Genomic DNA, 25,845 nt, shown 5'->3' with positions numbered 1-25,845 from the left:
ACACAGACCACGCCGGGTGTCAGAGAACCAGGGATCCCGCGCGTTTGACGGTCCGAATGACCGGAGCCGATTCGACAGTGGCGATTCCGGGTAGCTCGGCGATGCGTTCGGTGAGGTAGCGGCCGAGATCGTGCGGGTCGCGGCAGTTGACGGCCGCCACCAGGTTGGTGGCGCCGGTGGTGAGCGCGGCGAAGGAAACTTCGGGGTGGCAGGCCATGGCTTGTCCGACGGTGACGGCGGCGGCCGGTCGGGTGGCGATCCAGAGACGGGCTTCGGTGCCGAAATCGAGTGCGACGGAAGGGATATCGAGTTGGTAGCGCAGGATTCCATTGCGGCGCATGGTGTCCATGCGGCGGCGAACCTTGGTTTCGGACCATTGGGTGGCGGTGGCCAGGTCGGAGTAGGGGGTGCGGCCGTCGTGGTTGAGGGCGCGCAGGAGGGTTCTATCGCCTTCGCCGAGGTGCAGGGGGCCGTCTTCAGGGTCGGCCGGAGCGGGGCGCAGGTGGTCGACCTGATCGGAGGTCAATGCGGCGAGGCCTTGCCAGCGGTCGGGCAGCATGAACCCGCGCAACAGCAGGTGGGCGGACATGCCAACGATTCGACTGGTGCGTGGAAGTTTTTGCAGCAGTAGGGTTTCCTGCTCTTCGGTACTGCGGGTCTGCACCGTGCAGGACACCTCGGTCCCGGCAGAGAGCAGATAGACAAACGACGTATCGTCACGGGCCGCAAGGGCTTTTGCGACCGATCCGGCGGCGTCCGGAGTGCAGCGCAATCGGATCGTCCATTGGACGTAGCCGAGACGACGGCCGTCGACCAGTCCGATCACCCTGAGCGCATGGGTATTGCGGAGCTGACGATAGCGACGGGCGACGGTGTTCTCGGAGATGTCGAGAACTTCGGCAATGGTTCGAAAGGACGACCGGCCATCGATCTGCAGCGCGTGGACAATGCCGCGATCGACGGTATCCATCATCAGATCTCCATTTCTGACGGTTTCCAGTGATATTAGCCCTAACTCTGGTGAATACCACTCCCCCGTCCGCACGATCGTGGCATGGCCAAGAACATCCTCGTCCTCGCCGCCAGCGGAAATGTCGGCAAGCAACTCGTCGCCCAACTCTGCGCGGCCGGTCACCACGTGCGCGCAGGTACACGTAACCCGGCGACCGTCGAATTCCCGGCCGACGTGCAGGTAGTACGCGCCGAATTGTCCCAACCCGAAACCCTGATCGGCTGCCTCGACGAAATCGACGCGGTCTTCCTGTTATGGCCGCTGCATACCGGCGCACAACTACCGAAAGCGCTCGACATCATCGCCGAGTACGCCCATCGCGTGGTGTTCCTCGGCACCGGCGGCATCCCGGACCTGAGTTTCGAGGACCAGGAAAGGCTGGTGCACGGCTGCGGCATCGAATCGGTGGTGATCCGGCCGAGCGCTTTCGCCGTCAACACGCTCTGGTGGGCCGATCAGATCCGCACCGGCGACATCGTGCACGGCAGCCATGGCGCGTTGCCGATGAGCCTGATCCACGAGGCCGATATGGCGGCCGTAGCGGCCCGGGCGCTCACCGAAAACGGCCATGCCGGAACCACTTACACGCTGACCGGACCGGAAGTGCTCACCCGGGTCGAGCAGGTGCGGGTCATCGGCGAAGTACTCGGGCGACCGTTGCGCTGGGCCGAACTCACCCGTGAACAGGCCCGGCAGCGGCTGCTCGCCGACGAATCCTTTCCCGACTCATTCGTCGAGGTCCTGCTCGACGGCTACGACAAGATGATGAGCGCACCACGACCACGAACCACCGCTACTGTCGCCGACCTCACCGGTCGCCCGGCGCGATCCCTGGCCGAATGGGTATCCGACCACCGCGCCGACTTCCGCTGACCGCACGGCGGCGCAACACCCCACTCGGCGAAACTCAGGCGAGTCCGAGGCTCACGATCGGTGTGCTGGTCGGCCGGGCGGAACCACCTGCGGGTTCGACCGTCATGGCCAGGGTATCGACGGTATCGAAGCGGGTGAGCACCGACGGAGCGGCGGCCGACACCACCACCGCGACCGAATGCGGCACCCCGTCCGCGGACACCAGCCAGACCTGATAGGTGCGCCCATCCGGTGGTGCCGGAATACCGTCGAAACTCACCATCGCGGTGGCGATCCCGGCGGAAGTCCGTACCGTGAGCGCGCCGCCGAAGGACACCGGGATCAACCGCGTCCGCAAATCGGGCTGCGCGAGCATCAACTCCGTGCTCACGCCGCGCGCAGGAGCTGTGGTGTGCAGCATCACCATCGCGACGCCCGCACCGAGCGTGATGATCACCGCGGCGGCCGCCGTCACCCAGCCCAACCGCCCGCGCCAGCGGTGGCGGACAGGGTGGTGATCGGTACCCAGAGATTGGTCGAGCGCCCGCAGCAGTGCATTCTCGAGCTCTGGCGGCGGCGCCATGGCGTCGACAACGGTGAGCGAAGCCAGCACTTCCCGCAGGTCGTACACCGTGGTGGCGAACTCGGCGGCGATGGCCTCGTCCACATCCTCCAACCGGCGTTCGATACGTCTGCGCTCGATCGTGTCCAGCGAATCCAGTGCATACGGGTAAGCCAGGTCGAGCAAGTCCGCGGCCGGTCGGTCGTGGTCGCTCATCAATTGTCACCTCCGGACAGACAGTGTGCGAGACGTTTGAGCCCGTCCCTGATCCGGCTCTTGATTGTGGGCAGCGGGACCGCCAGCTGTTCGGCCACCTCGGGATAGGTTCGTCCGCTGTAGTACGCCAACGCCAGCGCCTCCCGCTGCATCTCGGTCAAGGTCTGCAGACAGCCGAGCACGGCCTCCGCATCGAGATGCTGATCGACCGCTTCGGCGACGACGTCGTGATCGCGTCCCAAATGCGTATGCCCGTAGACGATGTCGCGGGTCGACGCGGCGCGCTCGCGGCGAACGCGGTCCACCGCGCGCCGATGCGCCAACGTCATCAACCAGCCCATCGGGCTGGACAGGGTGTGGTTGTACCGTTCGGCCTGCGACCACACCTGCAGATATACCTCCTGCACAACCTCTTCGGCCTCGGCGTGGCTGCGCAGGACGCGCACCGCCATACCGAAAACGCGGTGACTGGTCTCGCGATAGAACTCGGTGAAGGCGTCGCGATCCCCCGCCGCCACCGCCCCGAGCAGATCGATCAATTTCCGATTGTGCTCGGCCTGCTCGGCCCCCCGATGCAATGGACAGTAACCGATGGGCGAATCTCCGTCGGCGGCATCGGTGCGCAGGGGGATGACGATGAACTCCGAATCACGAGTCATGGGCACCTCCTACCTGGTAGTTGGCGGGGCACTATGGACATCGGATGGATCGACTGCGGCAACACTCTGAACTCGACTCCTGACCAGGTCGGGGCCGTATTTGAGATGGCCTGCTGGTCGAACGGTCCGGGGCAGGCCTCGGCATTCGAACTCAAAGGAGTTCGCGTCGCTACACGAAGCAGATTGGTCGAATACCAAACTAAACCCGAGTACCAAAGTTCACTCGAGGTTTGCCGAAGTCAGGTGTTTCGCATGCGCGAGAGACCAGAACGGACGCCGTTGCTTCGCAGCGGCGTCCGTTCTGTCGGCGAGGTGCGGAGGTTATTTCTTGCGGTCGCGCTTTTCCCGGACGCGCACCGAGATGCGGACCGGGGATCCATCGAAGCCGAATTCCTCGCGCAGACGGCGCTCCAGGAAGCGGCGGTATCCGGCCTCCAGGAAGCCCGTCGTGAAGAGCACGAAGGTCGGCGGGCGGGTGGTCGCCTGGGTGGCGAACAGGACGCGGGGCAGGCGGCCGCCGCGCATCGGCGGCGGTGTGGCCGCGATGACTTCCTTGAGCCAGTTGTTCAGGCGACCGGTGGGGATGCGCTTATCCCAGGATTCCAGCGCGGTCTCCATGGCGGGCACCAGTTTTTGAACGGCGCGGCCGGTATGCGCGGAAATATTGACGCGCTGCGCCCACGGCACCCGGACCAGGTCGCGGTCCACTTCCCGGTCCAACTGCAGTCGGCGGTCCTCGTCGACCAGATCCCACTTATTGAAGGCGAGCACGAGCGCGCGACCGGAATCGGCGACCATGCTGATCACCCGCAGGTCCTGTTCGGTGATCGGCTCGGAAGCATCGATCAGCATGATCGCGACCTCGGAGGCCTCCAATGCCGCCTTGGTGCGCAGCGACGCGTAGAACTCCATACCGCTGGCATGGGAAACCTTGCGCCGCAGCCCCGCGGTGTCGACGAACTTCCAGATCCTGCCGCCCAACTCGACCAGCGAGTCGACCGGGTCGACGGTCGTGCCCGCGACATCGTGCACCACCGAGCGCTCGTCGCCGGAGAGCTTATTGAGCAGGCTGGACTTGCCGACGTTCGGCTTGCCGACGAGCGAGACCCGGCGTGGGCCGGTGCCGCCGGTGCCCTCGCGCGGCGTCTCCGGAAGGACCTCCAGTACGTCATCGAGCAGGTCGCCGGTGCCGCGGCCGTGCGAGGCACTGACCATGCGCGGTTGGCCGAGGCCCAGCGACCACAACGCGGCCGCTTCGGCCTCGACGCGCTCGTCGTCGACCTTATTGGCGACCAGGAGCACCGGGATCTTGGAGCGGCGCAGCTTCTTCACCGCGGCCTCGTCGGTCGCGGTCGCGCCGACGACGGCGTCGACCACCAGCAGGATGGCGTCGGCGGTCGCCATGGCCAGTTCGGCCTGGCGGGCGACCGACTGCTGCAGGCCCTTGGCATCGGGCTCCCAGCCACCGGTGTCCTGCACCAGGAAACGCCGACCCGCCCAACTCGCCTCGTAGGAGATGCGGTCGCGGGTCACTCCCGGAATATCCTCGACGACGGCCTCGCGGCGTCCGAGAATCCGGTTCACCAGGGTCGACTTGCCGACATTCGGGCGCCCGACCACCGCGACGGTCGGCATGGCGATATGTTCTTCGTCACCGAACTCGTCGAGATCGGCCATCTCCCAATCGGATTCGTCGCTCCAGACGCCGTCGCCCGCGAGCACGTCCTCAGTCACTGTGCACTTCCCGTCCGGCCAACCGAAACCTGCCGCACCACAACGCGATACAGCTCGTCGATGACCTCATCCATATTCAGCTCGCTGGTGTCGACCAGCACTGCGTCGTCGGCCGGACGCAGTGGGGACACCGTGCGGGTGGAGTCGAGGGTGTCGCGCCGCTGCACATCGGCGAGCACGGCCTCGTAGTCGTCGCCGCGGCCTTCGGCGATGTTCTGCTGGTTGCGGCGCTGGGCGCGGGCCTCGGCGGAGGCGGTGAGGTAGATCTTGGCGTCCGCCTCCGGCAGCACGACGGTGCCGATATCGCGTCCCTCGACCACGATTCGCGATGCGGCAGAAGCGATTTCACGCTGCATCGCGACCAGCAGATCGCGCACCTCGGCCACCGCGGACACCGCGGAGACCGCCTTGGTGACGGCATTGCCGCGGATCTCCGAGGAGACGTCCTCACCATCGAGCAGGATCACCTCGCGGCTGGGATCGGTGCCGATGGTCAGCGGCAACTCCTTGACCGCGGCACTGATCTCGGCCGCGTCGCTCAGCTCGACACCGGCACGCAGCACGCGCAGCGTCGCGACGCGGTACATGGCACCGGTATCCAGATAGCTGGCGCCGAGCCGGGTGGCCAGTCGACGCGAGACGCTGGATTTGCCGGTGCCCGAAGGCCCGTCCATGGCTACGACCAGCGGCGTGGTGCCATCAACCATCGCAGGGACCTCCACGGGAATCTCTACACCGTTCACAACGACACCGCCTCATAGAGTTTGCCGACTTCATCGCGACCGATCACGCGCAGCGTGCCAGGCCGTTGATCGCCGAGCGCGACCGGACCGATATTGGTGCGCACCAACCGGGTCACCGGATGGCCGACCGCGTCCAGCAGTCGGCGCACGATGTGCTTGCGCCCTTCGTGCAACACGATCTTGACCAGCGAACGTCCCTCATTGATCTCCAGCACCTGGAACTTGTCCACCTTGGCCGGACCGTCCTCGAGTTCGACACCGTCCCTGAGGCGCTTGCCGATCCCCTTGTGGACCTCACCATTGACCGTCGCCAGATAGGTCTTCTCCACCTGGAACGACGGGTGCATAAGCCGATGCGCGAGATCGCCGTCATTGGTGAGCAGCAGCAGGCCCTCGGTGTCGGCGTCGAGCCGACCGACGTGGAACAGGCGCTGACCGGCCGCGATGCGTTCGGCAACAATATCGCCGACACACGGACGGCCCAGATCGTCGGACATGGTGGACTGCCAGCCCTTGGGCTTGTTCAGCGCGAGGTGGACCAACTCCTCGCGCACCATGACGCGGGTGCCGTCGACGCGAACCACCGCCTGCTGCGGATCGATCCGCAGGCCCTGTTCGGTGACGATCGCGCCGTCTACCTCGACTCGGCCTTGGGCGATCATCTCCTCGGCCGCGCGGCGCGAGGCGACACCGGCCTTGGCCAGCACCTTCTGCAGCCGCTCGCCCTCGCCCCACGGCATCTTCTCGTGGCCGCCCTCGGCGGGCTGATCGACATGCTGGCGCTTGGCGGGCTTGGCATTGCTCAGCAGCGGGCCGGCGACGACCTTCTTCTGCGGCTTCGAGGCCTTGGCCTTCTTACCGACGGGTGCGGACATCGCGGCCGAAGCCGGGCGACGCGACGGATTACCTTGCTGCGCAGCGCTTCCCGATGTGTAACTGCGCGAACCGGTGGCACGCGGGGCCGAGCCGCCCTGTGCGGCACCGCGATAGGCGTCACCACGCGAACCGCGCTGATCGGAGCTGGCGCCGTGCGACGAACCGCGGTAACCCGAACCGCCCTGCGACGAACCGCGGTAGCCGCTGTCCTGGGAGGAACCGCGGTAGCCGCTGTCTCCTTGCGTCGAGCCGCGGTAGCCGCCGCCCTGCGACGAGGAGCCACGCCGATCGCCGCCACCTCGCGTGGAACCGTATCCGCCGCTCGGTGCGGCACCGCGGTAACCGCCGCCACGCTGATCGCCCTGCGACGAACCGCGGGAGCCGGAGCCGCGTGCGGAGCCACGGTAGCCGTCGTCCTGCGCGGCACCGCGGTAACCGCCGCCACGCTGATCGCCCTGCGACGAGGCGCGGGAGTCCGAGCCGCGTGCGGAGCCGCGGTAGCCGCTGTCGTCTCGGGACGAACCGCGGTAGCCGCGATCGCCGCCGCTGTCTGAATCTCCCCGGTAGCCACTGCCCCCGTGCGAGGAGCCGCCCCATTCGGCCCCGCGCCGCGTACCTCCCCGTTGCGGCGAACGCGCGTCGCGTGTGCTTCGGTCTGCGCCGCCCCGTCGGGGCTGGTCGCTTCTGTTCCTACGATCCGGTGTGCCATCTCGGCGAGCGGGCGTATTCATGTTGTCCTGTCAGTCTTCTTCGGTACCGAGATCCAAATTGGTCTCGGCGGATTTCTTTAACCTGGTGTAACGGGGGTCCGTCTCCAGGCTCTCGTTGATCTCGTCGATCAGGTCGACGCCCGGCAGTAGGGGCGCCAGTGGCGGCAGGTCGGTCAGCGATGCGAGTCCGATCCGTTCCAGGAACAGTTCGGTCGTGCGGTACTGCGTGCCGTTCGTCTCCGGGTCCACCCCGGCCTCGGCGATCAGTCCGCGAGCCAGCAGGGTTCGCATCACGCCGTCGACGTTCACGCCGCGCACCGCGCTGACCCTGGTCCGGGTCACCGGTTGGCGGTATGCCACCACCGCCAGTGTTTCCAATGCCGCCCGTGTCAATTTCGAACGCGCACCGTCGAGCAGCATCCGTTCCACATATGGCGCGTACTCGCTGCGAGTATAGAAGCGCCAGCCGTCACCCACGAAACGCAGGTCGATGCCACTGGCCCGCGCGGACAGTTCCGCCGACATCGCGAGCAGTGCCCGCTCCACCCGCGCCGGACTGTCCCGCAACGCGTCGGCCAGCAGTTCTACCGGCGCCGGAGCATCCACGATGAGCAGCATCGCCTCCAACGCCGATCGGAATTCGTCATCGTCCAACGGCTCCGGCGTGAGGTCCGCCACTGTCTCGTCCGAAGCCGACACATTCTCGGTCGATCGCGCCGCCACGGCCGATTTCCCGCCTTCGGCGCTCGCACCGGACGGCACATCATTTGGTGCATTCGACGGTGCGTCACCATCGGTTCGTCCGCCAGGGCCACTCGACGACAACTCGTCCGCACTCGTCGCCTCATCATCAGTGGGCGCCGCGTCCTCGGAGCGCTTGCCCGGCACGATCGCCGCGCTCTCCTGGGCATCACTTGTCCCCACACTCTCGCCAACGGCGACACCGTCGTACTCCACCGATGCCGCGGCGTCCGTAGTGCGCTCGCCGAACTCCTCGCTCACGACCGCGCCTCGCTAGCGCCCGGTTCCGTCGTGCGCTGCGACATGGTGCGCTCGCTCACCCGTAGTCCTCCTCGATGGTCACAGTGTCGGCGGTCTCGTCCTTCGGGTCGCCTGTCCAGCTCACCGAGAGCGGGCCGAGCGGGTCGGGTTGGTCGAACTCGATGGTCTTGCCTCGGTACAGCTCGAGCAGGGCCAGGAAGCGGGCGACGATCTGGATCGGCACTTCGCAGTCGGCGACCAGTTCGCCGAAGGTCGTCCAACCGCCCGGTCCGCGCAGTTTGAGCTGTTCGAGCACGAGCGCGGCCTGTTCGGCAACCGAGAAGGCGTGCTGGTGCAGATGGTCGAGTCCGACCTTGGGCGCCGGTCGGGGCCGGAAGGCCGCGGCGGCGATCGCGGCGAATTCGTGTGCGTCCACCCCTAGCGTAACCTCGGGCAGCAGGTCGGCGAAGCGCTCCTCCAGACCGACCGCGCGCGGGTAGCGGCGCAGCGCGACCGCTTCCAATTCGCCGAGCAGTTCGGCGACCTGCTTGAACGCGCGGTATTGCAGCAGCCGGGCGAAGAGCAGGTCGCGCGCCTCGAGGAGTTGGAGATCTTCGGCGTCGGTCACCTCACCCGATGGCAGCAGCCGGGCCGCCTTGAGATCGAGCAATGTGGCCGCAACGACCAGGAATTCGGTGGTCTGATCCAGAATCTTGTCGGCGCGCAGCGTGTCCTGCTGCCCGATGCTCGCGGTCAAGGCCTTGGTGTAGGCGATGAACTCATCGGTCACCTGATGCAGCGCAACCTCGGTGACATCGAGCTTGCGCGAACTGATCAGATTCAACAGCAGATCGAACGGCCCTTGAAAGTTGCTCAGCCGCAGCTGAAACCCCGCCTGCCGCGCCGATGCCGCATCGGCGCCAGCCGGGTCGGCCGATCCAGCAACCGGATCACCAGGAACAACGCCGGAATCGCCCGGTGCCGAGGCCGTGCCCGGTGCGTCACCGGAAGCGCGCCGCGCCGCAGGAACATCGTCCGCACCCGCTTCTGCAGCACGCCCGGCATTGGTATCACCGCGCGACGCGTCCTCACCGCCGCTCGGTCTGCCGACATGATCCTGCTGCGCGACATCGGAATCACGCTCATCCCCGGGAACCTCGTGCGCAGCCGCATCAACCTGCGCAGCACCAAGTGCCCCCAGCGCCGTCTCGGAACCCCCCTGCACTACCGCCGACTCCCCCGCATTTCCAGCTCTACCAGGGAGATCATCTTGTGCGGCGGCGGAATCACGCGCACCCGCATGGTCGGCCGACACGGCACGCCCGGCGCCGGAGCCCTGATCGGCGAACTCACCAGACTCCGAGCCGAGCGTATCCGCATTCGTCGATGGCGCCGGTTCAGTACCGCCGATCACCGGCCGGACCGGTGGATGACTTCCCGCGCCATCGCCCGATATGCTTCGGCCCCACCGGATTTGGGTGCCCATGTGGTGATCGGTTCACCCGCGACGCTCGCGTCGGGAAAGCGCACGGTCCGTGCGATCGCCGTGTCGTACACCAGATCGCCGAAGACCTCGACGACGCGCGCCATGACCTGGCGCGAATGTAGTAGCCGCGCATCGAACATGGTCACCACGATGCCGTACAGGCTCAGCCGCTGGTTGAGGCGGTCGCGCACCTTCTCCACGGTGTCATTGAGCAGCGCCAGCCCACGCAGCGAGAAGTATTCGCATTCCATCGGAATGATCACGCCATCGGAACACGCCAGCGCATTCACCGTCAGCAGCCCGAGCGAGGGCTGGCAGTCGATGAGGATGTAGTCGTAGCGGTCGCGCACCGGTTCCAGTGCACGGCCCAGGGTCTGTTCCCGCCCGACCTCGTTGACCAGCTGGATCTCCGCGGCCGACAGATCGATATTGCTCGGCAGCAGATGCAGATTCTCGACGCGGGTCTCCATGAGGACCTCGTCGATGGAGACCTTGGATCCGATCAGCAGGTTGTGCACGGTCAGATCGAGATCGTGGTGGGCAACACCCAGTCCCGCCGACAGCGCACCCTGCGGATCCAGGTCGACCAGCAGCACCCGACGGCCGAACTCCGCGAGCGCCGCACCGAGGTTGATGGTCGAGGTGGTCTTGCCGACACCACCTTTCTGATTGCACATAGCCACGATGAGGGCATCGCCGTGCCGCTCGACCGGTGGCGGCTCGGGCACGATACGCAGCGGACGCCCGGTGGGACCGAGCGTCGCGTCTTCAGGGACGGGTTCGGCGCCGTTGCCCCACAGCGTCTCCGCCGCGGCCTCCGAGTACGGACCCATCCGGGGACCCGTAAGCGGCTGCGCCCCAGCACCCATCGGCGGCTCTGCCGCACCGGCTGTCGTCACGATCCGCTGCTCCTTATACGTTCCTGCCCGTTGCCTTCGCCCGACTCCGGCATCATCTGCCCGAGCGTAGCGAGGCCGATCAGGCCCGACCTCGCTTTCGTACGGTCCAGCTCTCGATAGACGCTACCGCTTGACAGCGCAAGACCCACGCTCGGACACGCGACACCCACGTTTACCTGCACGAGCGTTCACTCCCCTGACACCGATCCGGTTCGCCGTCGAAACCGATATCGACCCGGACGATACCCGGTGCGCGGACCCGCCCCGCACACCTTACTTGTTCGCCGCGCCCGGATTCATCGGACAAAGCCACACCGAAAAGCGCTCTTGGCTAGCGGGCACGCGGGTGGGCGGTGGCCCAGACCTCGCGCAGGGTGTTCACGGTGACGAGGGTGTAGATCTGCGTGGTGGTCACCGAGGCATGCCCCAGAAGTTCTTGGACCACACGCACATCGGCGCCGCCGTCGAGTAGATGTGTTGCGAAGGAATGACGCAGGGTGTGCGGGGATACGGTGGCGCCGATACCAGCACGTTCGGCGGCGGTCTGCAGCACCTGCCAGGCACTCTGCCGCGACAGCCGTCCGCCGCGTGCGTTGAGAAACAGCGCACCCGCAGTGCCTCTTCCATTGGCGGCGAGCACCGGACGCCCGCGCACCAGGTACGCCTCGACCGCGGCGAGCGCGGGCCTGCCGATCGGGACCATCCGCTGCTTGCCACCCTTACCATGCAAGACCACCGCACGCTCCTCGGTGTCGAGGTCGTCCACATCGAGTCCGACCATCTCCGAGATCCGCGCACCGGTCGAATACAGCAACTCGAGCAATGCGCGGTCGCGCAATCCGCGTGGCCCGCCATCGGTTCCGGCCCCATTCGCCTCGGCATCGCCGATCGGCCCGCCTCCCGCGGCCTCCAGCAACCGCAGAACCTGGTCGTACGGTAGGGCTTTCGGCAACCGGCGGCCCGGCGCGGGCGGTTTCACCGTACGTGCGACATCGGTGCTCGTCATTCCCTCTGCGGCAGCAAAACGATGCAGCCCACGCACCGCGATCAGCGCACGGGCGACCGAACTGGCGGCCAGCGGCGGGTGGGCTGCCCCACCCGCCCGCAGCACCATGGTGAATTCCGCGACATCGGATTCGCCGACCTGCTCGAGCGCCGTAATGCCGCGTCCGGTCAGGAAATCCCGATACCGGTCGAGATCACGGCGATAGGCGCCGAGGGTGTTGCGCGCGGCGCCGCGCTCGACCGCGAGATGGTCGAGATAGGCCTCTAGTTCGCGCGCGAGCACCCTCGTCAGTCTTCGGACTGTTGCCGCGCCGCCTTGCGGCGCAGGAACGCGGTCGACTGTCCCGGCCACGGCGCGTCGGCGGGACGCAGTTCGGTCCCGCCCGCCCGGGCGGCGGCAAGGGCGAACACACCGGCAACCGCCGTGGCATTAACGATCTCACCGGCCAACGCGGCCCGCACTGCCTCCCCGACCGGCATGCGGACCAGTTCGAGATCCGCCTCCTCCAACTCCGGTTCGGGCCGGTCGGTTTCGTACAGGCCGCGCGCGAAGTACACCCGCAACGCCTCATCGGTGAAGCCGGGCGAGAGCGCGACATCCACCAGCACCGCCCATTCCCTGGCGGCCAATCCGGTCTCCTCGGCCAATTCGCGCTTGGCCGCTTCGAGCGGATCCTCACCGGGTACGTCGAGCAGACCCGCGGGCAACTCGAGCAGTCGAACGCCGATCGGATGCCGATACTGCCTGATCAACACCACATTGTCGGCGTCATCGATGGCCGCGACCGCGACCGCGGCATGGTGCTCGATCACCTCGCGTTCGACCACCCGCCCGCCCGGCATGGCCACCTCGTCCAGCCGCAATGCGAGAATCGCGCCGCTGTACACGGTCTTGCTCGCCACTGTCTCGAAATCGTGACTGCCCGGCCGGGCTCCCCCGTTATCACTCATTTACGATGCCTGATCTGCGTTCGCGAACTCTTCGTCCGGGATATCGACCGGAAGCCGCTCGGCCAGTTTATATTTCAACGCCGCGGAGATCAGCGCCGCGAACAGTGGGTGCGGCCGGGTCGGGCGGCTCTTGAGTTCGGGATGGGCCTGGGTGGCCACGAAGAACGGGTGCTTGTCCGCGGGCAGCTCGACGAATTCGACCAGATGCCCGTCGGGCGAGGTGCCGCTGAACTTCAGACCGCTGGTGGCGATCTTGTCGCGGTAGGCGTTGTTCACCTCATAGCGATGCCGGTGCCGCTCCGAGACCTGCTCGGTGCCGTAGGCCTGCGCGACAACCGACCCCTTCAGCAGCGTGGCCGGGTAGGCGCCGAGGCGCATGGTGCCACCGAGATCGGCCTCACCGGCCACGATGTCCTTCTGGTCGGCCATGGTGGAGATCACCGGATGTGGTGTGTCCGGCTCGAATTCGGCCGAATTGGCCTCGGCCAGACCGACCGAGCGCGCGGCCTCGATGACCACACACTGCAAACCGAGGCAGAGCCCGAGCAATGGCAGCCCGCGGGTGCGGGCGTAGGTGATCGCGCCGACCTTGCCCTCGATGCCGCGAATACCGAATCCACCGGGAATGAGCACCGCATCCACATCGCGCAAAGCGGCCTGCGCGCCCGCCGGGGTCGCGCACTCGTCGGATTGCACCCAGTGGATATTCACCTTGGCCCGCGAGGCGAACCCGCCCGCGCGCAATGCCTCGGTGACCGACAGGTACGCATCGGGCAGATCGACGTACTTGCCGACCAATGCGACCTCGACCGTCTCCCGCGGCTGATGCACCCGATCGAGCAGATCGCCCCATACCGTCCAGTCCACGTCCCGGAACGGCAGCCCGAGCCTGCGCACCACATAGGCGTCCAGGCCCTCGCGGTGCAGCACCTTGGGAATGTCGTAGATCGACGGCGCGTCCGGGGTAGAGATGCAGGCGTCGACATCGACGTCACACATCAGCGCAATCTTGCTCTTGAGCGCCTGGGGCACGTCACGATCGCAGCGCAGGATCAGCGCGTCGGGCTGGATACCGATATTGCGCAGCGCGGCCACCGAGTGCTGGGTCGGCTTGGTCTTGAGCTCACCCGAGGGCGCGAGGTAGGGCACCAGCGATACGTGCAGGAAGAACACATTGTCCCGGCCCACATCGTGGCGGATCTGCCGAGCCGCCTCGAGGAAGGGCTGCGATTCGATATCGCCGACGGTGCCACCGATTTCGGTGATCACCACATCGGGCACCTGCCCTTGCAAATCCGGGCCCTGCATGGCGAGTATGCGACTCTTGATCTCGTCGGTGATGTGCGGAATCACCTGGACCGTGTCACCGAGATATTCGCCGCGCCGCTCCTTGGCGATCACCGACGAATAGATTTGCCCGGTAGTCACATTCGCGTCCCGGGACAGGTCCCGATCGAGGAACCGTTCGTAGTGACCGACATCGAGATCGGTCTCGGCGCCGTCTTCGGTGACGAACACTTCTCCGTGCTGGAACGGATTCATGGTGCCCGGATCGACGTTCAAGTACGGGTCGAGTTTCTGCATGGTCACCCGCAGTCCGCGCGCGGTCAGCAGCTGACCGAGGCTGGAGGCGGTAAGACCCTTACCCAATGAGGAGGCGACACCACCGCTGACGAAGATGTGCTTCGTGGCCGTTCGCGCCTGATTCCGTGTATGACCCACGGGTCTTCACGGTAACACGAAAATGCTGGTCTGATCACCCGCCACGCACGTTTGCCACCAAGTCGCTGCCTTGGCTCGGCCGAGCGTCCGGTGCCGTCCGCGCGCCCCGATTGTGCCCCGTTCCGAGCGACCGCGGCTCGCCGCTTACCTCGGATGCGCTGCGGCCACTCGGAAATGAGCCGGATTGTGAACGGCGCTCGGAGATCTCGTGCACAGTGGTCGAATCGGCCGAATCCGGATCGGTCTCGGGCTAACCAGAGCGCGGATCAGCTCTGCGGAGAGGTGTTGATTGTGAGGGAGGTCGCCTTGGTTCCGGTTCCGTATCGGCCCGCGCCGCCGTTGAGCTGTTCGCTCAGTCCGAGGACGGTGGTGACGCGCCCGATCTCGCGGTCCAGATTGTCGACGGTGGTGACCGCGGTGGCCAGCGCGGCATCGGAGCGGATGATCGCGATGGGGCCCGGATTGTCGGCGGCACCAGATCGGCCAGCGAGCACCACACCCGCGCCGCGGCCGCGCAGCGCGCCGGTGAACCGGGCGATATTGCTGCCCTGACCGTTTTCGCTGGACTTCGCGCCAGCGCCGGTGACGACCACCGCGAGGTTGGCGGGGTGCGCCGGAGTGTCGCCATAGGCAAGGAAACCGCCGCCACGCAATGTCTCCAGCACCAGGCTCAGCTCCTGCGGGGTGCTGCGCGGTTGCGCGTTCGCGGGGTCTAGCAGCAGCACCAGGCCGAGCAGATCGCCCGCCATACTGCCCTGATCGACCTGTCCGGTGCGGAGCTGCGCGCCCGCCGGAATGACATTGGTGATCGCGGTGCGCATCCGGTCGCCCTCGGCGGCATCGATGAACGGGTCGGTGAGTGCGATGCGGCCGGTTACGGTGCCGCCGGAGGTTTCCAGATCCTTCGCCACCGCCTCGACATCGGCGGGTTCGGCGTCGGGGGTCGTGAAGACGATGGCGCTGCGGTCGGTGAGGGTGCCGCCGAGGATCCGGCCCGCCGAACCGGCTATGAACCGGTCCGCGGCAGTCATTTCATCGGTGAGCCGTCGGTTCCGATCGGTGGCCACATCGAGTTGCTTGCGCAGATCTGATTTATCCGCGCGCAGTCCGGACAGCAGGTCCGCCGCCACGGTCTGTGAGCCGAGCACCACGCCGAGGGCGAGGGCCAGGAAGATCGCGACGATCGAAACCGCATGCTGCCGAAACGAAATCATCGGTTCCCTCCCGCGCCTATCTGGCCCTGGGCCCATAGCGCGAACCGATTCCAGATGTCGGTGGCCCAGTCCAATGCCTCGGCACCGGTATTCGAGGCGAGCATGACCACGATCACCGCTAGTAGGGCGGCTAGTACGACCATCGCGATGGCGGTTCCGGAGACCCGGTTTCGGTAGAGCGTTGCGACGGCCTTGGCATCCACGAGTTCGGTGCCGATCTTTAGTCGCGTCAGGAAGGTCGCCGGATTGCTGTCGCGGCGGCCCCGATCGAAGAAGTCGTCCAGCGAGGCGGCGGCGCCCGCGGTCACGATCAGCGCCGCACCATGGTGGTGGGCGAGCAGCAGGGCCAGATCGGAGGCTGCGCCGGACGATGGGAATGTCATCGCGCCAATGCCGAGATCCTGAATGCGTTCCAGCCCCTTGGCCTGGCCGTCGGTATCGGCGGGCAGGATCATCTCGGCGCCACATTTCAAGGTGGCGGTGGTGATTTCGTCGGGGTCGCCGACGATCAGATCGGGGCGGTACCCCTGCTTCATCAACGTATCCGCGCCACGACCGACCCCCACCATGATCGGCACGTACTCCTTGATGAACGGCTTCAGACGTTTGAGATCGTGCGCATGGTCCGGGCCGTCGGCCACCACGACCACATGGCGATGCTTCATCTCCAGCTCGAGTTCCGGCACACCGATGCCGTCGATGAGCAGCGCGCTCTCGGTGCGGATGAACTCGATCGTATTGCCCGCGAAGGCCTCCAGATGATCGGCCAGGCCGTTGCGGGCCTCGATCATCCGCTCGGCGATATCGGATTCGGTCAGCTCGATGCCCGTGACCAGAACCTCGGGCACCTTCTTGACCAATTTGTCGGCGTAGACGACGCCCTCGTCGATGCGGACCTTGGTGCCGTCCTTGATCTTGAACGCATCCGAACTCACGGTGTCCAGCAGCAGAATCCCGTTGGCGACCAACACTTCCGGTCCCAGATTGGGGTAGCGGCCCGAGATCGATGGCGAGGTATTCACCACCGCGACCACGCCCGCCTCGACCAGCCGATCGGCGGTGAGCCGATCCAGATCCATCTCATCGAGTATTACGACATCACCGGGCCCGACCCGCTTCAGCAAACGTCTGGTGTTGCGGTCAACCCGAGCTATTCCGGTTAGCCCGGGCAGCGCTTCGGTGTTCTTCGACAACAACGCCAACATCTTCATGGGCCCGATCTTCGCCGCAAACTCTCAACCATTAATGGAGGCGCGCCGCACCATCTACCACATTCGTCACTGTGATAACAGGCGGCACGCCCCCGGCTACCAACTCGGGCCCTGCTCAGAAGCAGCCGGCAACCAATCGGCGTTCCACGAAGGCGAAGACGGCATCGCCGATCTTGCCGAGCAGTGCGAGCAACACTATTGCCAGCAACATGATGTCGGTTCGCCCACTTTATGGCTATCAATCAGCAAAACCCCGCCCCGCCATGAATCGATCAGCTCCGCGGCCACCAGGAAGAGCCAGCCGATGGCCAAGCCGAGACGCAGAGTTCACCATACGGGCAGTTGGATGGCGCCCCACGCAAGCGTGACGATGGCACCGCCGTGATTCGAAGTCGACAGAAGCCCGACACAATGTGATCCGTGTGACAGGGCTCACGACGAACTCGGACAGTACCCGTATGCTGCCGGTCACAGATATCTCGAAGAGGAGACACTATGGCCAGCAGCACCGTCGACGTCGTCATCGCGGCACCGCGCGATGTCGTCTACAAGTTCTTCACCGAGCGGGAGGGTATCAACCCGTACGTTCCGGTGGACTTCACATTGAAGAGGCCCGGCACCCCTGCACCGAACGGCGTCGGCGCGCAGTACCTGATCGGCAAGGGCGGAGTCGGCATCGTCGAAGAGACCACCAAGCTGGTCCCCGGCGAGCTGATGGAGTACAAGATCGTCAAAGGCGCGCCGGTAAAGCGCCACGTCGGCACCATCACCTTCGCCGACGCCAATGACGGCACCCTGGTCTCCTACACGATGGAGTCCGAGCCCAGCCTTCCTGTCCCCGCCAAGGTCGTCGAATTGGGCCTCAAGAACCTCATCAACCAGTTCATCAAGGGCGCGCAAAAAGCCCTGTGCTGAACAGTCGTCAGGCGAGAGCGCGCTCGGCGCGGGCCGTTTCCAGAAGTTCCTCGGCATGGGCTCGGCCGGTTTCGGTGTCGTCGAGACCGGCCAGCATGCGGGCCAGTTCGATGACGCGCTCGTCCTTGGTCAGGGCGCGGACACCGCTGTTGACCTTGCCCTTGCCGTCATCGGATTTGTCCACCACCAGATGGGTGTCGGCGAAAGCGGCCACCTGCGGTAGGTGGGTCACCACGATCACCTGATGGGTGCGGGCCAGCCGGGCCAATCGGCGACCGATCTCGACCGCGGCCCGGCCGCCGACACCGGCATCGACCTCGTCGAAAACCATGGTTGCGCCGTGATCCGAACTCGCGAGCACCACTTCGAGTGCCAGCATCACGCGGGAGAGCTCACCGCCGGATGCGCTCTTGCTCAAGGGCAATGACTGCGCGCCGGAATGCGCCGAGAGCCGGAACTCCACTTCGTCGACACCGGTCGACCCCGCGTGCAGTTCCGTACCGTCCACCGTCAGCGGCGCCGAGTCCTGCGGGCTTGCGGGCAGCGGCCGCACCACGACCTCGAGTTTCGCCTTGCCCATTGCCAGGCCGCCGAGTTCGGCGCTCACCGCCGAGGCGAGCTTGCCGGCCGACTTCGTACGCGCGGCAGTCAATTTGCGGGCCGCCTCACGAACCCGTTCCGCGGCGATATCCACCTCCGCCGCCAATGCGGCCAAGGCCTCTTCGGAGACATCGAGCGAGCTCAGACGCGTGCGCGCCTCATCGGCCCATGCGATCACCCCATCGATATCCGGCGCGTACTTGCGAGTCAACGACTTCAATTCGGCCTGCCGGGTGAGCAGCGAATCCAAAGCGCCGGGGTCCGAAGGCAGATCCGCGAGATAGCCACTGAGTTCGGTGGTCAGATCGACGATCACCGCAATCGCGTCACCGAGTCGCGGACCGAGTCCGGTCAGCGCCGGATCATCGGCCGATTCGATGCGGGCCCGCGCGGCGCCGAGCAATTCCAGTGCGCCCGAACCATCCTCGGGCGAATCGGCGGGACCGGCCAATGCGTCGTGCGCCACCGCGGCGGCCTCACGCAGCGAATCCAGATCGCTGAGCCTGCGCACCTCGTCGACAATGCGCACATCCTCACCGGGCTCCGGTGCGATGGCGTCGATTTCGGCCAGCGCATACTTGAGCCGGTCGGCCTCCAGCGCGAGTTCCCTACTGTGCGCCGTGCGTTCGAGCAGTTCGGTGCGGGCAGCCAGCCAGGATCGCCGCTGCACCTGGTACTTACGCAGCAGCGGGCCGACCGCATCGGCCGCGAACTGGTCCAGCGCGGACAACTGCTGATCCGGACGCTGCAGCCGCAGTTGGTCGTTCTGGCCGTGCACGGTCAGCAGCGGTGCGGTGAAATCGGCGAGCACCGAGGCAGGTACACCGCGCCCGCCCAGATGCGCGCGGGAGCGTCCGTCACTGCCGACAGTGCGGATCGCGATGATGCTGCCGTCGTCATCGCGTTCGGCCGCAGCCGATTCCAGCACTTCCTGCACTTGCTTCTGCGCGGTCGTATTCACCTCGTCGACGGTGAACCGTCCCTCGACCACGGCGCGCGCCGCACCCAACCTGACCCGGCCCGCATCGGCCCGCGCCCCGCTGAGCAGGTGCAGGCTGGTCACCACCATGGTCTTACCGGCACCGGTCTCACCGGTCAGAACCGTGAGCCCGGCATGGAATTGCGCGGTGGCCGTCGATATGACGCCAAGGCCGTCAATCCTGATCTCTGTCAGCACGTGTGCTCTCCGTTCGCCGTCGGCCACGCCAGCCTGTCACGGGCAATTGGAACTTGCGCACCATCCGGTCGGCGAACGGCGCGGAATCCAATCGCACCCAGCGCACCGGTTCGGCGCCGCGGACCGCCTCGAGCCGCCCGCCCTTGGGCAATGCGAGGGTCCGCCTGCCATCCAGGAAAACTATCGCATCATGGCCCGCCGCAACCGATTCGACAGCGATCCTGGACTCCGGACTGGTCACCAGCGGCCGCGCGAACAGGGCGTGCGCATTGCTCGGAATTACCAGCAGCGCTTCGAGTTCCGGCCACACCACCGGGCCACCCGCGGAGAACGCGTAGGCGGTCGATCCGGTCGGTGTGGAGATGAGGATGCCGTCGCAGCCGAATTGCGAGACCGGACGCCCGTCGACCTCGAGGACAACCTCGAGCACACCCATCCGCGCAGCGTTCTCGATGCTGGCTTCGTTGAGCGCCCACCCGGTTTCGACGATCTCGTCGTCCACCCGAACGGTGACATCGATGGTCATCCGGTGTTCGAGGCGATAGTCACCGCGGACCACGCTCGCCAATGCCTCATCGAGATGTTCGGCCTCGGCCTCGGTGAGAAATCCGATGCGACCCAAGTTGATTCCCAGCACCGGCACCCCGGCGGGCCTGGCCAATTCGGCCGCACGCAGGAAAGTGCCGTCACCACCGAGCGATAGCACCATCTCACAACCAACCGCCGCGTCCGGGCAGTGCTCGACCACACTCGCGGGATATCCGCCCGGTTCCGCCACCGCCGTCGCGCCCGGCGCACAGTCGGTGTCGAACCGGGTACTGTCCGCCTCGTCCGCGAGCACGCGCAATCCGATGCCCGCGTCGGCGAAGATCTTCGCGACGCGATGGGCGGTCTCGATGATCTCCGCCCGACCCGGATGCGAAACCAGCAGAATCTCCCTGGATTCGGCCGGTGTCAGCGCGTTCACTGTGGACCCTCCTCAACCGCACGCTCAACGAGAGCCGCGACCTGCTCACCGTCGTACTCGAACTGCCCGTCCTTACGCAGCCACAGAAAGTATTCGACATTGCCCGAGGGACCGGGCAGCGGGCTGGCCGCCACCCCGGCGGTGCGCAACCCCAACTCGGCGGCCGCGGCCGCGACATCGCACACCACTTCCGCGCGCAGTGCGGGATCACGCACCACACCGCCGGAGCCTACCCGCTCCTTGCCGACCTCGAACTGCGGCTTCACCATGGGCAGCAGATCGGCGCCCGGTGCGCTGCAGGCCGCGAGCGCGGGCAGCACCAGAGTCAGCGAGATGAACGACAGATCACCGACCACCAGTTCAACGGTGCCACCGATGGATTCGGGGGTGATGGCGCGGACATTGGTGCGGTCGTGGACTCGCACCCGGTCATCGTTCTGCAAGCGCCAGATCAGTTGGCCGTAGCCGACATCGACCGCAACGACCTCCCGCGCCTGCCTCGAGAGCAGCACATCGGTGAAGCCACCGGTCGACGCACCGGCATCCAGGCAGCGTTTACCCGCGACGGTCAATCCCTGCGGTTCGAACGCCGCCAGCGCTCCGAGCAGCTTGTGCGCACCGCGTGATGCCCACGACACTTCATCGGGCTCCTCGCGCACGATCAACGGCGTGCCCGCCTCCACAGCGGTCGCCGGCTTCACCGCGACCGTTCCAGCAATCAGGACGCGGCCCGCACCGATCAGCTCGACCGCGTGTTCTCGCGATCGCGCCAATCCGCGGCGAACCAATTCGGCGTCCACCCGCGCGCGTCTGGCCACCTCAGATCTTGTCCACCGTGGCCAGGGCCTGGACGAGCACCTCGTGTGCCTGCTCCAGGATGCGGGCGCGCCGGGTGATATCGGCACCGGAATCGGAGTCGGTCGTCGGCGGGGTCGCCGCCACTCCGGTCCAGGCCTTACGCGCATCGAGTTCGGCCAGCAGCCCGTCGATCTCGGCGCGAATCTTCGCGGGGTCGGCAGGCTCCTGGCGGCCCGGTCCGCCCGGCAGATGCTGGCCGGGCAGCGGCGGCCCGGGACGGGGTCCGTTCGAGCCGGGACCGTAGGTACCGGGGCCATGGGGCTGGGGCGTACCGGGTCCGTTCGGGCGAGGCATCGGAGTAGTCATCGTGGGTTCAACGCTATCGGATTTCCGAACCGGACGCGCACACCGTTACGGCTCGTCCCGGGTTACGCCGTAAGCGTTCCGCCAAGTCGGCGGCGCCCTCGCTCGGGTCGTCGTCGACCGGCGGGTGATTCAGTGCGTCCAACGACTCCGAGATATAGGTCGGGATCCGGTCCGCAGGGGCGTCGCGCAGTTCGTCGAGGGTGCTGACGCCGGTCAGGACCAGTAGGGATTCGAGGCCGACGCGGTTGGCGCCCTCGATATCGGTGTCCAGGCGATCGCCCACCACCAGCGCGCTGCGCGTTCCGGCGCGCACCAGGGCATCCTCGAGCAGTGGCGCATAGGGTTTGCCCGCCACCAGCGGCTCGCGACCGGAGGCAGCGCGCAATGCGGCGACCATGGCGCCGTTGCCCGGTGCCAGTCCGCGCTCGTTCGGCAGCGTCTTATCGGTATTGGCGGCGACCCACAGCGCGTCTGCGCTCAATGCATAGGCCGCCTCGGCCAGGTCCGGCCAGGCGGTTTCGGGCGAATGTCCTTGTACGACAGCGTCGGGCGCGGCGCCATTGAAGCGCCGGATCGAGCGCAGCCCAACGGCGTCCACTTCCTTGGCCAGGTCATCGGTGCCGACGATCAATACGATCGCGCCGGGATCGAGCCGCTCCGCCAACAACCGCGCCGCCGCCTGCGCACTCGTCACGACGTCATCGGTATCAGCCACGAATCCCAATTCGACCAAATGCCGGGCCACCACGTCCGGACCGCGACTCGCATTATTCGTGACATACACAAGTCGCTGCGGCACAACGGAATCCGCCAAAGCCTCCGGTGCGCCCTCGATCACCTCGGGCCCGCGATACAGCGTGCCATCCAGATCCAGCAGCAGGGCCTCATACCGATCTCGTAGCCGCTTCACACCACTCTCACTCCATGTCACCGACCGGCACCTTGCCGTGTTCCCGGGCGGGCTCGATCGCTGGGCCCACGGTTCCTCGGCAGCGACCGAGTCATTCGAACCCTACGCCAGCCCGCCGACAGGAGAATGAGGGCATCGACCGGCAGTGCACCCCAAGCACTTTCCGAACCCTCGCCCAGATCGCCAGCGCGTTGCGCGACATCGCCAACCGTGTCGAAGCAACTCGCCGCCGTCACCTTGCCCACCGGTCGCTATCGAACAAACTTTCGATTTCCCAGCGTACGTTGGCTGCCATGGTCAGCTCTCAACACGAGGCAATGCACCGCCTCTTCCAGCACGACCCGGGCACATTCGCCCGCGCCTTCCGCGCCCTCGGACTACCCTTCCCCGAGCCGCTCGAAGTGCTCCTACTGTCCACGGACCTGACCGAACCGCCCCGGTCGAGCGAAGAGCCGACACCGTACTGCGAGTCTCATCCGCACAAGGACAGTTCCTGCTTCTCGTCGAGGCTCAAAGCAAACACGACCCGACCAGACCAGCAGCCTGGGCGTATTACGTAGCCTTCCTGCACGCGAAATACGTCCTACCGATCGTCCTCCTCGTCGTGTGCCAGGACCGAGTAACCGCGAGCTGGGCACGAGGCCCGCTCCCGATCGGTATGTCGCAATGGACCAGCCTGACCGTTCATCCACTGGTTCTCGGGCCGCACAACGTGCCACCGGTGACCGAGGTAGCGGTCGCCGCCTCCGACATCCCGCTCGCCACATTGTCGGCGATCACGCATGCCAAGGAGGAATGTGCCGGTGCGATACTGGAGACGCTGGCCGCAGCACTGCGGAGCACTGGAGGAACCCCCGAACACAACATCTTCGCCGAGCTCACCGAACTAGGGCTCGGCGACAGCCCAGCCGCCGACATCTGGAGAAAGCTGATGAGCCTGGATCTCTCGTTCTTCCGTTCCCCCACCTCCCAAGCCATGCGCGCCGAAGTTGGAGCCAACTACATTCTGCGAGTACTGGATCGACACGGAATCCCCGTATCCGATGAGATTCGTACTCGTGTGTTGACGTGCACAGATAACGCGCTCCTTGACCAGTGGTTCGATCGCGCCCTCACCGCAACTGACGCCATCGACTTGTTCAGCAACGAGTCCTGAGGCGTCGACCACACGCCCTGGCGCAGAGCAACCGACGCGAAGTAGCGGTGCTCGGTGATGTCGTTGATCGAATTCTTGCGCGTAGAGATCTGAACCAATTGGAAAAGTGGCTCGATCGTGCGCTCGAAGCAAAGGTGGCGGACGACTGTTCGTCGCGGGCTACAGCCCCGAGCGGGACGCGTGTCGACGGGACGTCTAGATACCAGCGGCTCGGTATCAGACGTCCCGATTCTCTACAGGTCGGTATCGCCGGTTAGTTCTTCGGCGCGTTCCTCGGCATCGGTTTCACCGTCGAGGTCGGCGGAGGCGGCGTTCAGGAACCAAGTGAGCCCCTCGGCAGTGCGGCCTGCGGCGACCAATGCGTCAGCGTAAGCGTAGAAAAGGCGCGCGGCGGCCGAGCCCGTGCGGGACGGGTCCAGTTCCGAGGTCTGCAAGGTGACCACGGCCTGGTCGTATTGGCCGAGGTCCATGCGAGCGCCCGCGACGACAATGCGCAGTTCGGTGGCCTCATCACCGCGCAGGGCGCGGGCCTCGTCGCTGCGGCCCAATTCGATGGCGCGTTCGGGGCGGCCGAGGCCGCGCTCACAGTCGGCCATCACGGCAAGCAGACCGGAGCCGCCGGACATCCGGCGGGCGGTACGTAGTTCGGAAAGGGCCTCGGCCCATTCACCCGCGTGGTAAGCGGTGACACCAGCGGTTTCGCGGACCACGGCAATGCGACCGGCACGTTGGCGCGCGGCTCGCGCGTGGGCCAGAGCAAGACGCGGGTCGTCATCGATCAGTCGAGCCGCCATCACGAGGTGGCGGGCGACCGTTTCGGCATTGCCTTTATCCAGGCTCAGCAGATCGCGGCGCACCTCGACTTCGAGATCGGTCGCCTGAACGTCATCGGGCAGATCCGGCTCTTCTGGGCGCGGCGCACGACGATCCGCCGAGCCGCCCCCGGCGCGTGCGCCTTCGCCGCCCCGTCGGCGGTCCTGCGAGTCATCGCCGCCCTGCGTCCAGCCGCCACGCTGACCCGAACCGCCACGGCCACCGGAGTCACCGCCCCGACCAAAACCGCCACGCTGACCAGCATCCTCACGCCGCTTGAACCCGCCGCGCTCACCGGCGTCGCCGCGCTGACCCGAGTCGCCACCCCGCTTGAAACCCCCACGCTCGCCGGAGCCACCTCGACTGAAGCCACCACGATCACCGGAGTCACCGCGGCTGAAGCCACCGCGCTCGCCCGAGCCACCGCGGCCATAGCCACCACGATCACCCGAATCACCACGGCTGAAACTGCCGCGATCACCGGAGCTACCCCGGCCCGAATCGCCTCGCTCCCCCGAGCTGCGACGGTAGCCACGGTCACCGGAGTCACTGCGCTGACCGGCATCACCACCGCGTTTGAAGCCACCGCGCTCACCGGAACCACCGCCACGCTGTCCCGAGTCTTCGCGGCGATTGAAGCCACCACGGTCCTGGGATCCACCGCGGCCACCCGCGTCACTACGGCCGAATCCGCGCCGCTCACCAGAATCGCCACTTCGCTTGAAGCCACCGCGCTCACCGGAACCGCCGCGAGCAAAGCCGCGGTCGCCGGAATCGCCGCGCTGGTCGGAGTCACCGCGATTGAAGCTGCTGCGGCCACCGGTGCCGCCGCGTTTGAAGCCACCGCGCTCGCCCGAGCCGCTGCGGTTCAAACTGCCACGGTCACCCGAGCTGCTTCGAGCGCTCGAGTCGCCGCTGCGTTTGAAGCCAGCGCGTTCGTCGGAGTTACCTCGGTCGGTGGAGTCGCCGCGAGAAGCACTGCCTCGATCGCGGTCAGGACCCTCGTTGCGCTGGCCGGGGCCGCGCTCGGGACCGCCCCGCCGGAAGGACTTCCGGCCGTCGTTCTGTTCCGACACGGTGGCCCCCTTTCTAGGTTCTGCCAGAGGTAGTCGAACCCCTGAATTCAATCACGTGTCGGCGGTCGGCCCCCGAGCACGGCTTAGATTTAGGTGCATAAACGACGATAGGGGACCCAAGTTTGGGTCCCCTATCGTGAAGGATGTTCCGGCGGTGTCCTACTCTCCCACACCCTGTCGAGTGCAGTACCATCGGCGCTGGTGGCCTTAGCTTCCGGGTTCGGAATGGGACCG

At 66.4% G+C, this 25,845-nt stretch carries 23 protein-coding genes, 1 rRNA gene and 2 pseudogenes; 5 read left to right on the top strand and 21 right to left on the bottom strand.

Annotated elements, in window-relative coordinates:
- Positions 1 to 19 precede the first annotated feature (19 nt).
- Positions 20 to 973: an Lrp/AsnC family transcriptional regulator gene (locus ABZW16_RS23320; RefSeq protein ID WP_354958076.1), complete on the bottom strand. Its 954-nt coding sequence runs from the start codon at positions 971 to 973 to the stop codon at positions 20 to 22.
- Between the two features lie 81 nt (positions 974 to 1,054).
- Between ABZW16_RS23320 and ABZW16_RS23315 the strand changes: the two genes are divergently transcribed.
- A complete protein-coding gene (locus tag ABZW16_RS23315) occupies positions 1,055 to 1,885 on the top strand; it encodes an NAD(P)H-binding protein (RefSeq protein ID WP_354958075.1) in 831 nt (276 codons plus the stop codon).
- 34 nt (positions 1,886 to 1,919) lie between these two features.
- Here ABZW16_RS23315 and ABZW16_RS23310 read toward each other — a convergent pair whose 3' ends face one another.
- The 5 genes and pseudogenes from ABZW16_RS23310 to ABZW16_RS23290 form a co-directional block, all read right to left on the bottom strand.
- Positions 1,920 to 2,642: an anti-sigma factor gene (locus ABZW16_RS23310; RefSeq protein WP_354958074.1), complete on the bottom strand. Its 723-nt coding sequence runs from the start codon at positions 2,640 to 2,642 to the stop codon at positions 1,920 to 1,922.
- Positions 2,642 to 3,301, bottom strand: coding sequence for an ECF RNA polymerase sigma factor SigK (sigK, locus tag ABZW16_RS23305; RefSeq protein ID WP_354958073.1), 660 nt, complete (start codon positions 3,299 to 3,301; stop codon positions 2,642 to 2,644). The genes ABZW16_RS23310 and sigK overlap by 1 nt, the downstream gene beginning before the upstream one ends.
- Positions 3,302 to 3,622: 321 nt before the next feature.
- Positions 3,623 to 5,035, bottom strand: a complete 1,413-nt coding sequence (der, locus tag ABZW16_RS23300) for a ribosome biogenesis GTPase Der (protein ID WP_354958072.1) — start codon at positions 5,033 to 5,035, stop codon at positions 3,623 to 3,625.
- Positions 5,032 to 5,742 (bottom strand): (d)CMP kinase, encoded by a 711-nt coding sequence (cmk, locus tag ABZW16_RS23295; protein ID WP_354958071.1) that lies wholly within the window; start codon positions 5,740 to 5,742, stop codon positions 5,032 to 5,034. Before cmk ends, der begins: the two co-directional genes overlap by 4 nt.
- 32 nt (positions 5,743 to 5,774) lie before the next feature.
- Positions 5,775 to 6,638: pseudogene (locus tag ABZW16_RS23290) on the bottom strand (pseudouridine synthase); the annotation flags it as partial.
- A 168-nt stretch (positions 6,639 to 6,806) separates the two neighbouring features.
- Between ABZW16_RS23290 and ABZW16_RS23285 the strand changes: the two are divergent.
- On the top strand, positions 6,807 to 7,208 hold the full coding sequence (locus ABZW16_RS23285) for a hypothetical protein (protein ID WP_354958070.1): 402 nt from the start codon (positions 6,807 to 6,809) through the stop codon (positions 7,206 to 7,208).
- A 186-nt stretch (positions 7,209 to 7,394) separates the two neighbouring features.
- Here the strand turns inward: ABZW16_RS23285 and scpB are convergent, their stop codons facing one another.
- The 8 genes from scpB to steA all read right to left on the bottom strand — a co-directional run bounded on the left by scpB (position 7,395) and on the right by steA (position 16,833).
- Positions 7,395 to 8,042, bottom strand: coding sequence for an SMC-Scp complex subunit ScpB (gene scpB / locus ABZW16_RS23280; RefSeq protein WP_354958101.1), 648 nt, complete (start codon positions 8,040 to 8,042; stop codon positions 7,395 to 7,397).
- A gap of 379 nt (positions 8,043 to 8,421) precedes the next feature.
- Positions 8,422 to 9,228 carry a segregation/condensation protein A gene (locus ABZW16_RS23275; RefSeq protein ID WP_354958100.1) on the bottom strand — a complete coding sequence of 269 codons (807 nt, stop codon included), beginning with the start codon at positions 9,226 to 9,228 and terminating at the stop codon, positions 8,422 to 8,424.
- A 527-nt stretch (positions 9,229 to 9,755) separates the two neighbouring features.
- A complete protein-coding gene (locus tag ABZW16_RS23270) occupies positions 9,756 to 10,664 on the bottom strand; it encodes a ParA family protein (protein ID WP_354958099.1) in 909 nt (302 codons plus the stop codon).
- 397 nt (positions 10,665 to 11,061) lie between these two features.
- The gene (xerD, locus tag ABZW16_RS23265) at positions 11,062 to 12,018 is read right to left on the bottom strand and encodes a site-specific tyrosine recombinase XerD (RefSeq protein ID WP_354958069.1); all 957 of its coding nucleotides are present in this window, start codon (positions 12,016 to 12,018) and stop codon (positions 11,062 to 11,064) included.
- 5 nt (positions 12,019 to 12,023) lie between these two features.
- A complete protein-coding gene (locus ABZW16_RS23260; protein WP_354958068.1) occupies positions 12,024 to 12,686 on the bottom strand; it encodes an NUDIX hydrolase in 663 nt (220 codons plus the stop codon).
- Positions 12,687 to 14,408: a CTP synthase gene (locus tag ABZW16_RS23255; RefSeq protein WP_354958067.1), complete on the bottom strand. Its 1,722-nt coding sequence runs from the start codon at positions 14,406 to 14,408 to the stop codon at positions 12,687 to 12,689. It abuts the gene before it with no gap.
- Positions 14,409 to 14,674: 266 nt separating this feature from the next.
- Positions 14,675 to 15,622 (bottom strand): copper transporter, encoded by a 948-nt coding sequence (locus ABZW16_RS23250; RefSeq protein WP_354958066.1) that lies wholly within the window; start codon positions 15,620 to 15,622, stop codon positions 14,675 to 14,677.
- Positions 15,619 to 16,833, bottom strand: coding sequence for a putative cytokinetic ring protein SteA (steA, locus tag ABZW16_RS23245; protein WP_354958065.1), 1,215 nt, complete (start codon positions 16,831 to 16,833; stop codon positions 15,619 to 15,621). Before steA ends, ABZW16_RS23250 begins: the two co-directional genes overlap by 4 nt.
- Here steA and ABZW16_RS23240 point away from each other — a divergent pair.
- Positions 16,802 to 17,218, top strand: coding sequence for a hypothetical protein (locus tag ABZW16_RS23240; protein ID WP_354958064.1), 417 nt, complete (start codon positions 16,802 to 16,804; stop codon positions 17,216 to 17,218). The genes steA and ABZW16_RS23240 overlap by 32 nt on opposite strands.
- Positions 17,219 to 17,328: 110 nt before the next feature.
- Positions 17,329 to 17,748, top strand: coding sequence for an SRPBCC family protein (locus ABZW16_RS23235; protein WP_354958063.1), 420 nt, complete (start codon positions 17,329 to 17,331; stop codon positions 17,746 to 17,748).
- Between the two features lie 7 nt (positions 17,749 to 17,755).
- On the opposite strand, the gene recN is transcribed toward ABZW16_RS23235, so the two are convergent.
- Genes recN through ABZW16_RS23210 form a run of 5 tightly spaced genes read right to left on the bottom strand, consistent with a single transcriptional unit; the run spans position 17,756 to position 22,566 of the window.
- Positions 17,756 to 19,525: a DNA repair protein RecN gene (recN, locus tag ABZW16_RS23230; protein WP_354958062.1), complete on the bottom strand. Its 1,770-nt coding sequence runs from the start codon at positions 19,523 to 19,525 to the stop codon at positions 17,756 to 17,758.
- Positions 19,503 to 20,492: an NAD kinase gene (locus ABZW16_RS23225; RefSeq protein ID WP_354958061.1), complete on the bottom strand. Its 990-nt coding sequence runs from the start codon at positions 20,490 to 20,492 to the stop codon at positions 19,503 to 19,505. The genes recN and ABZW16_RS23225 overlap by 23 nt, the downstream gene beginning before the upstream one ends.
- The gene (locus ABZW16_RS23220) at positions 20,489 to 21,310 is read right to left on the bottom strand and encodes a TlyA family RNA methyltransferase (protein ID WP_354958060.1); all 822 of its coding nucleotides are present in this window, start codon (positions 21,308 to 21,310) and stop codon (positions 20,489 to 20,491) included. Before ABZW16_RS23220 ends, ABZW16_RS23225 begins: the two co-directional genes overlap by 4 nt.
- Before the next feature lies 1 nt (position 21,311).
- Entirely contained in the window at positions 21,312 to 21,656 is a 345-nt protein-coding gene (locus ABZW16_RS23215; protein ID WP_354958059.1) for a hypothetical protein, read from the bottom strand.
- Positions 21,657 to 21,669: 13 nt separating this feature from the next.
- Positions 21,670 to 22,566, bottom strand: coding sequence for an HAD-IIA family hydrolase (locus tag ABZW16_RS23210; protein WP_354958098.1), 897 nt, complete (start codon positions 22,564 to 22,566; stop codon positions 21,670 to 21,672).
- Positions 22,567 to 23,287: 721 nt separating this feature from the next.
- Here ABZW16_RS23210 and ABZW16_RS23205 point away from each other — a divergent pair.
- Positions 23,288 to 23,722, top strand: a complete 435-nt coding sequence (locus ABZW16_RS23205) for a hypothetical protein (protein ID WP_354958058.1) — start codon at positions 23,288 to 23,290, stop codon at positions 23,720 to 23,722.
- A 233-nt stretch (positions 23,723 to 23,955) separates the two neighbouring features.
- Here the strand turns inward: ABZW16_RS23205 and ABZW16_RS23200 are convergent.
- Positions 23,956 to 24,945 (bottom strand): annotated as a pseudogene (locus ABZW16_RS23200) (hypothetical protein); the annotation flags it as partial.
- A gap of 812 nt (positions 24,946 to 25,757) precedes the next feature.
- Positions 25,758 to 25,845 (bottom strand): 5S ribosomal RNA (rrf, locus tag ABZW16_RS23195); the annotation flags it as partial.

Origin of the sequence: Nocardia sp. NPDC004604 (assembly GCF_040609795.1) — a bacterium.
GTDB lineage: Bacteria > Actinomycetota > Actinomycetes > Mycobacteriales > Mycobacteriaceae > Nocardia.
This window is presented reverse-complemented; position numbering and strand designations above follow the sequence as displayed.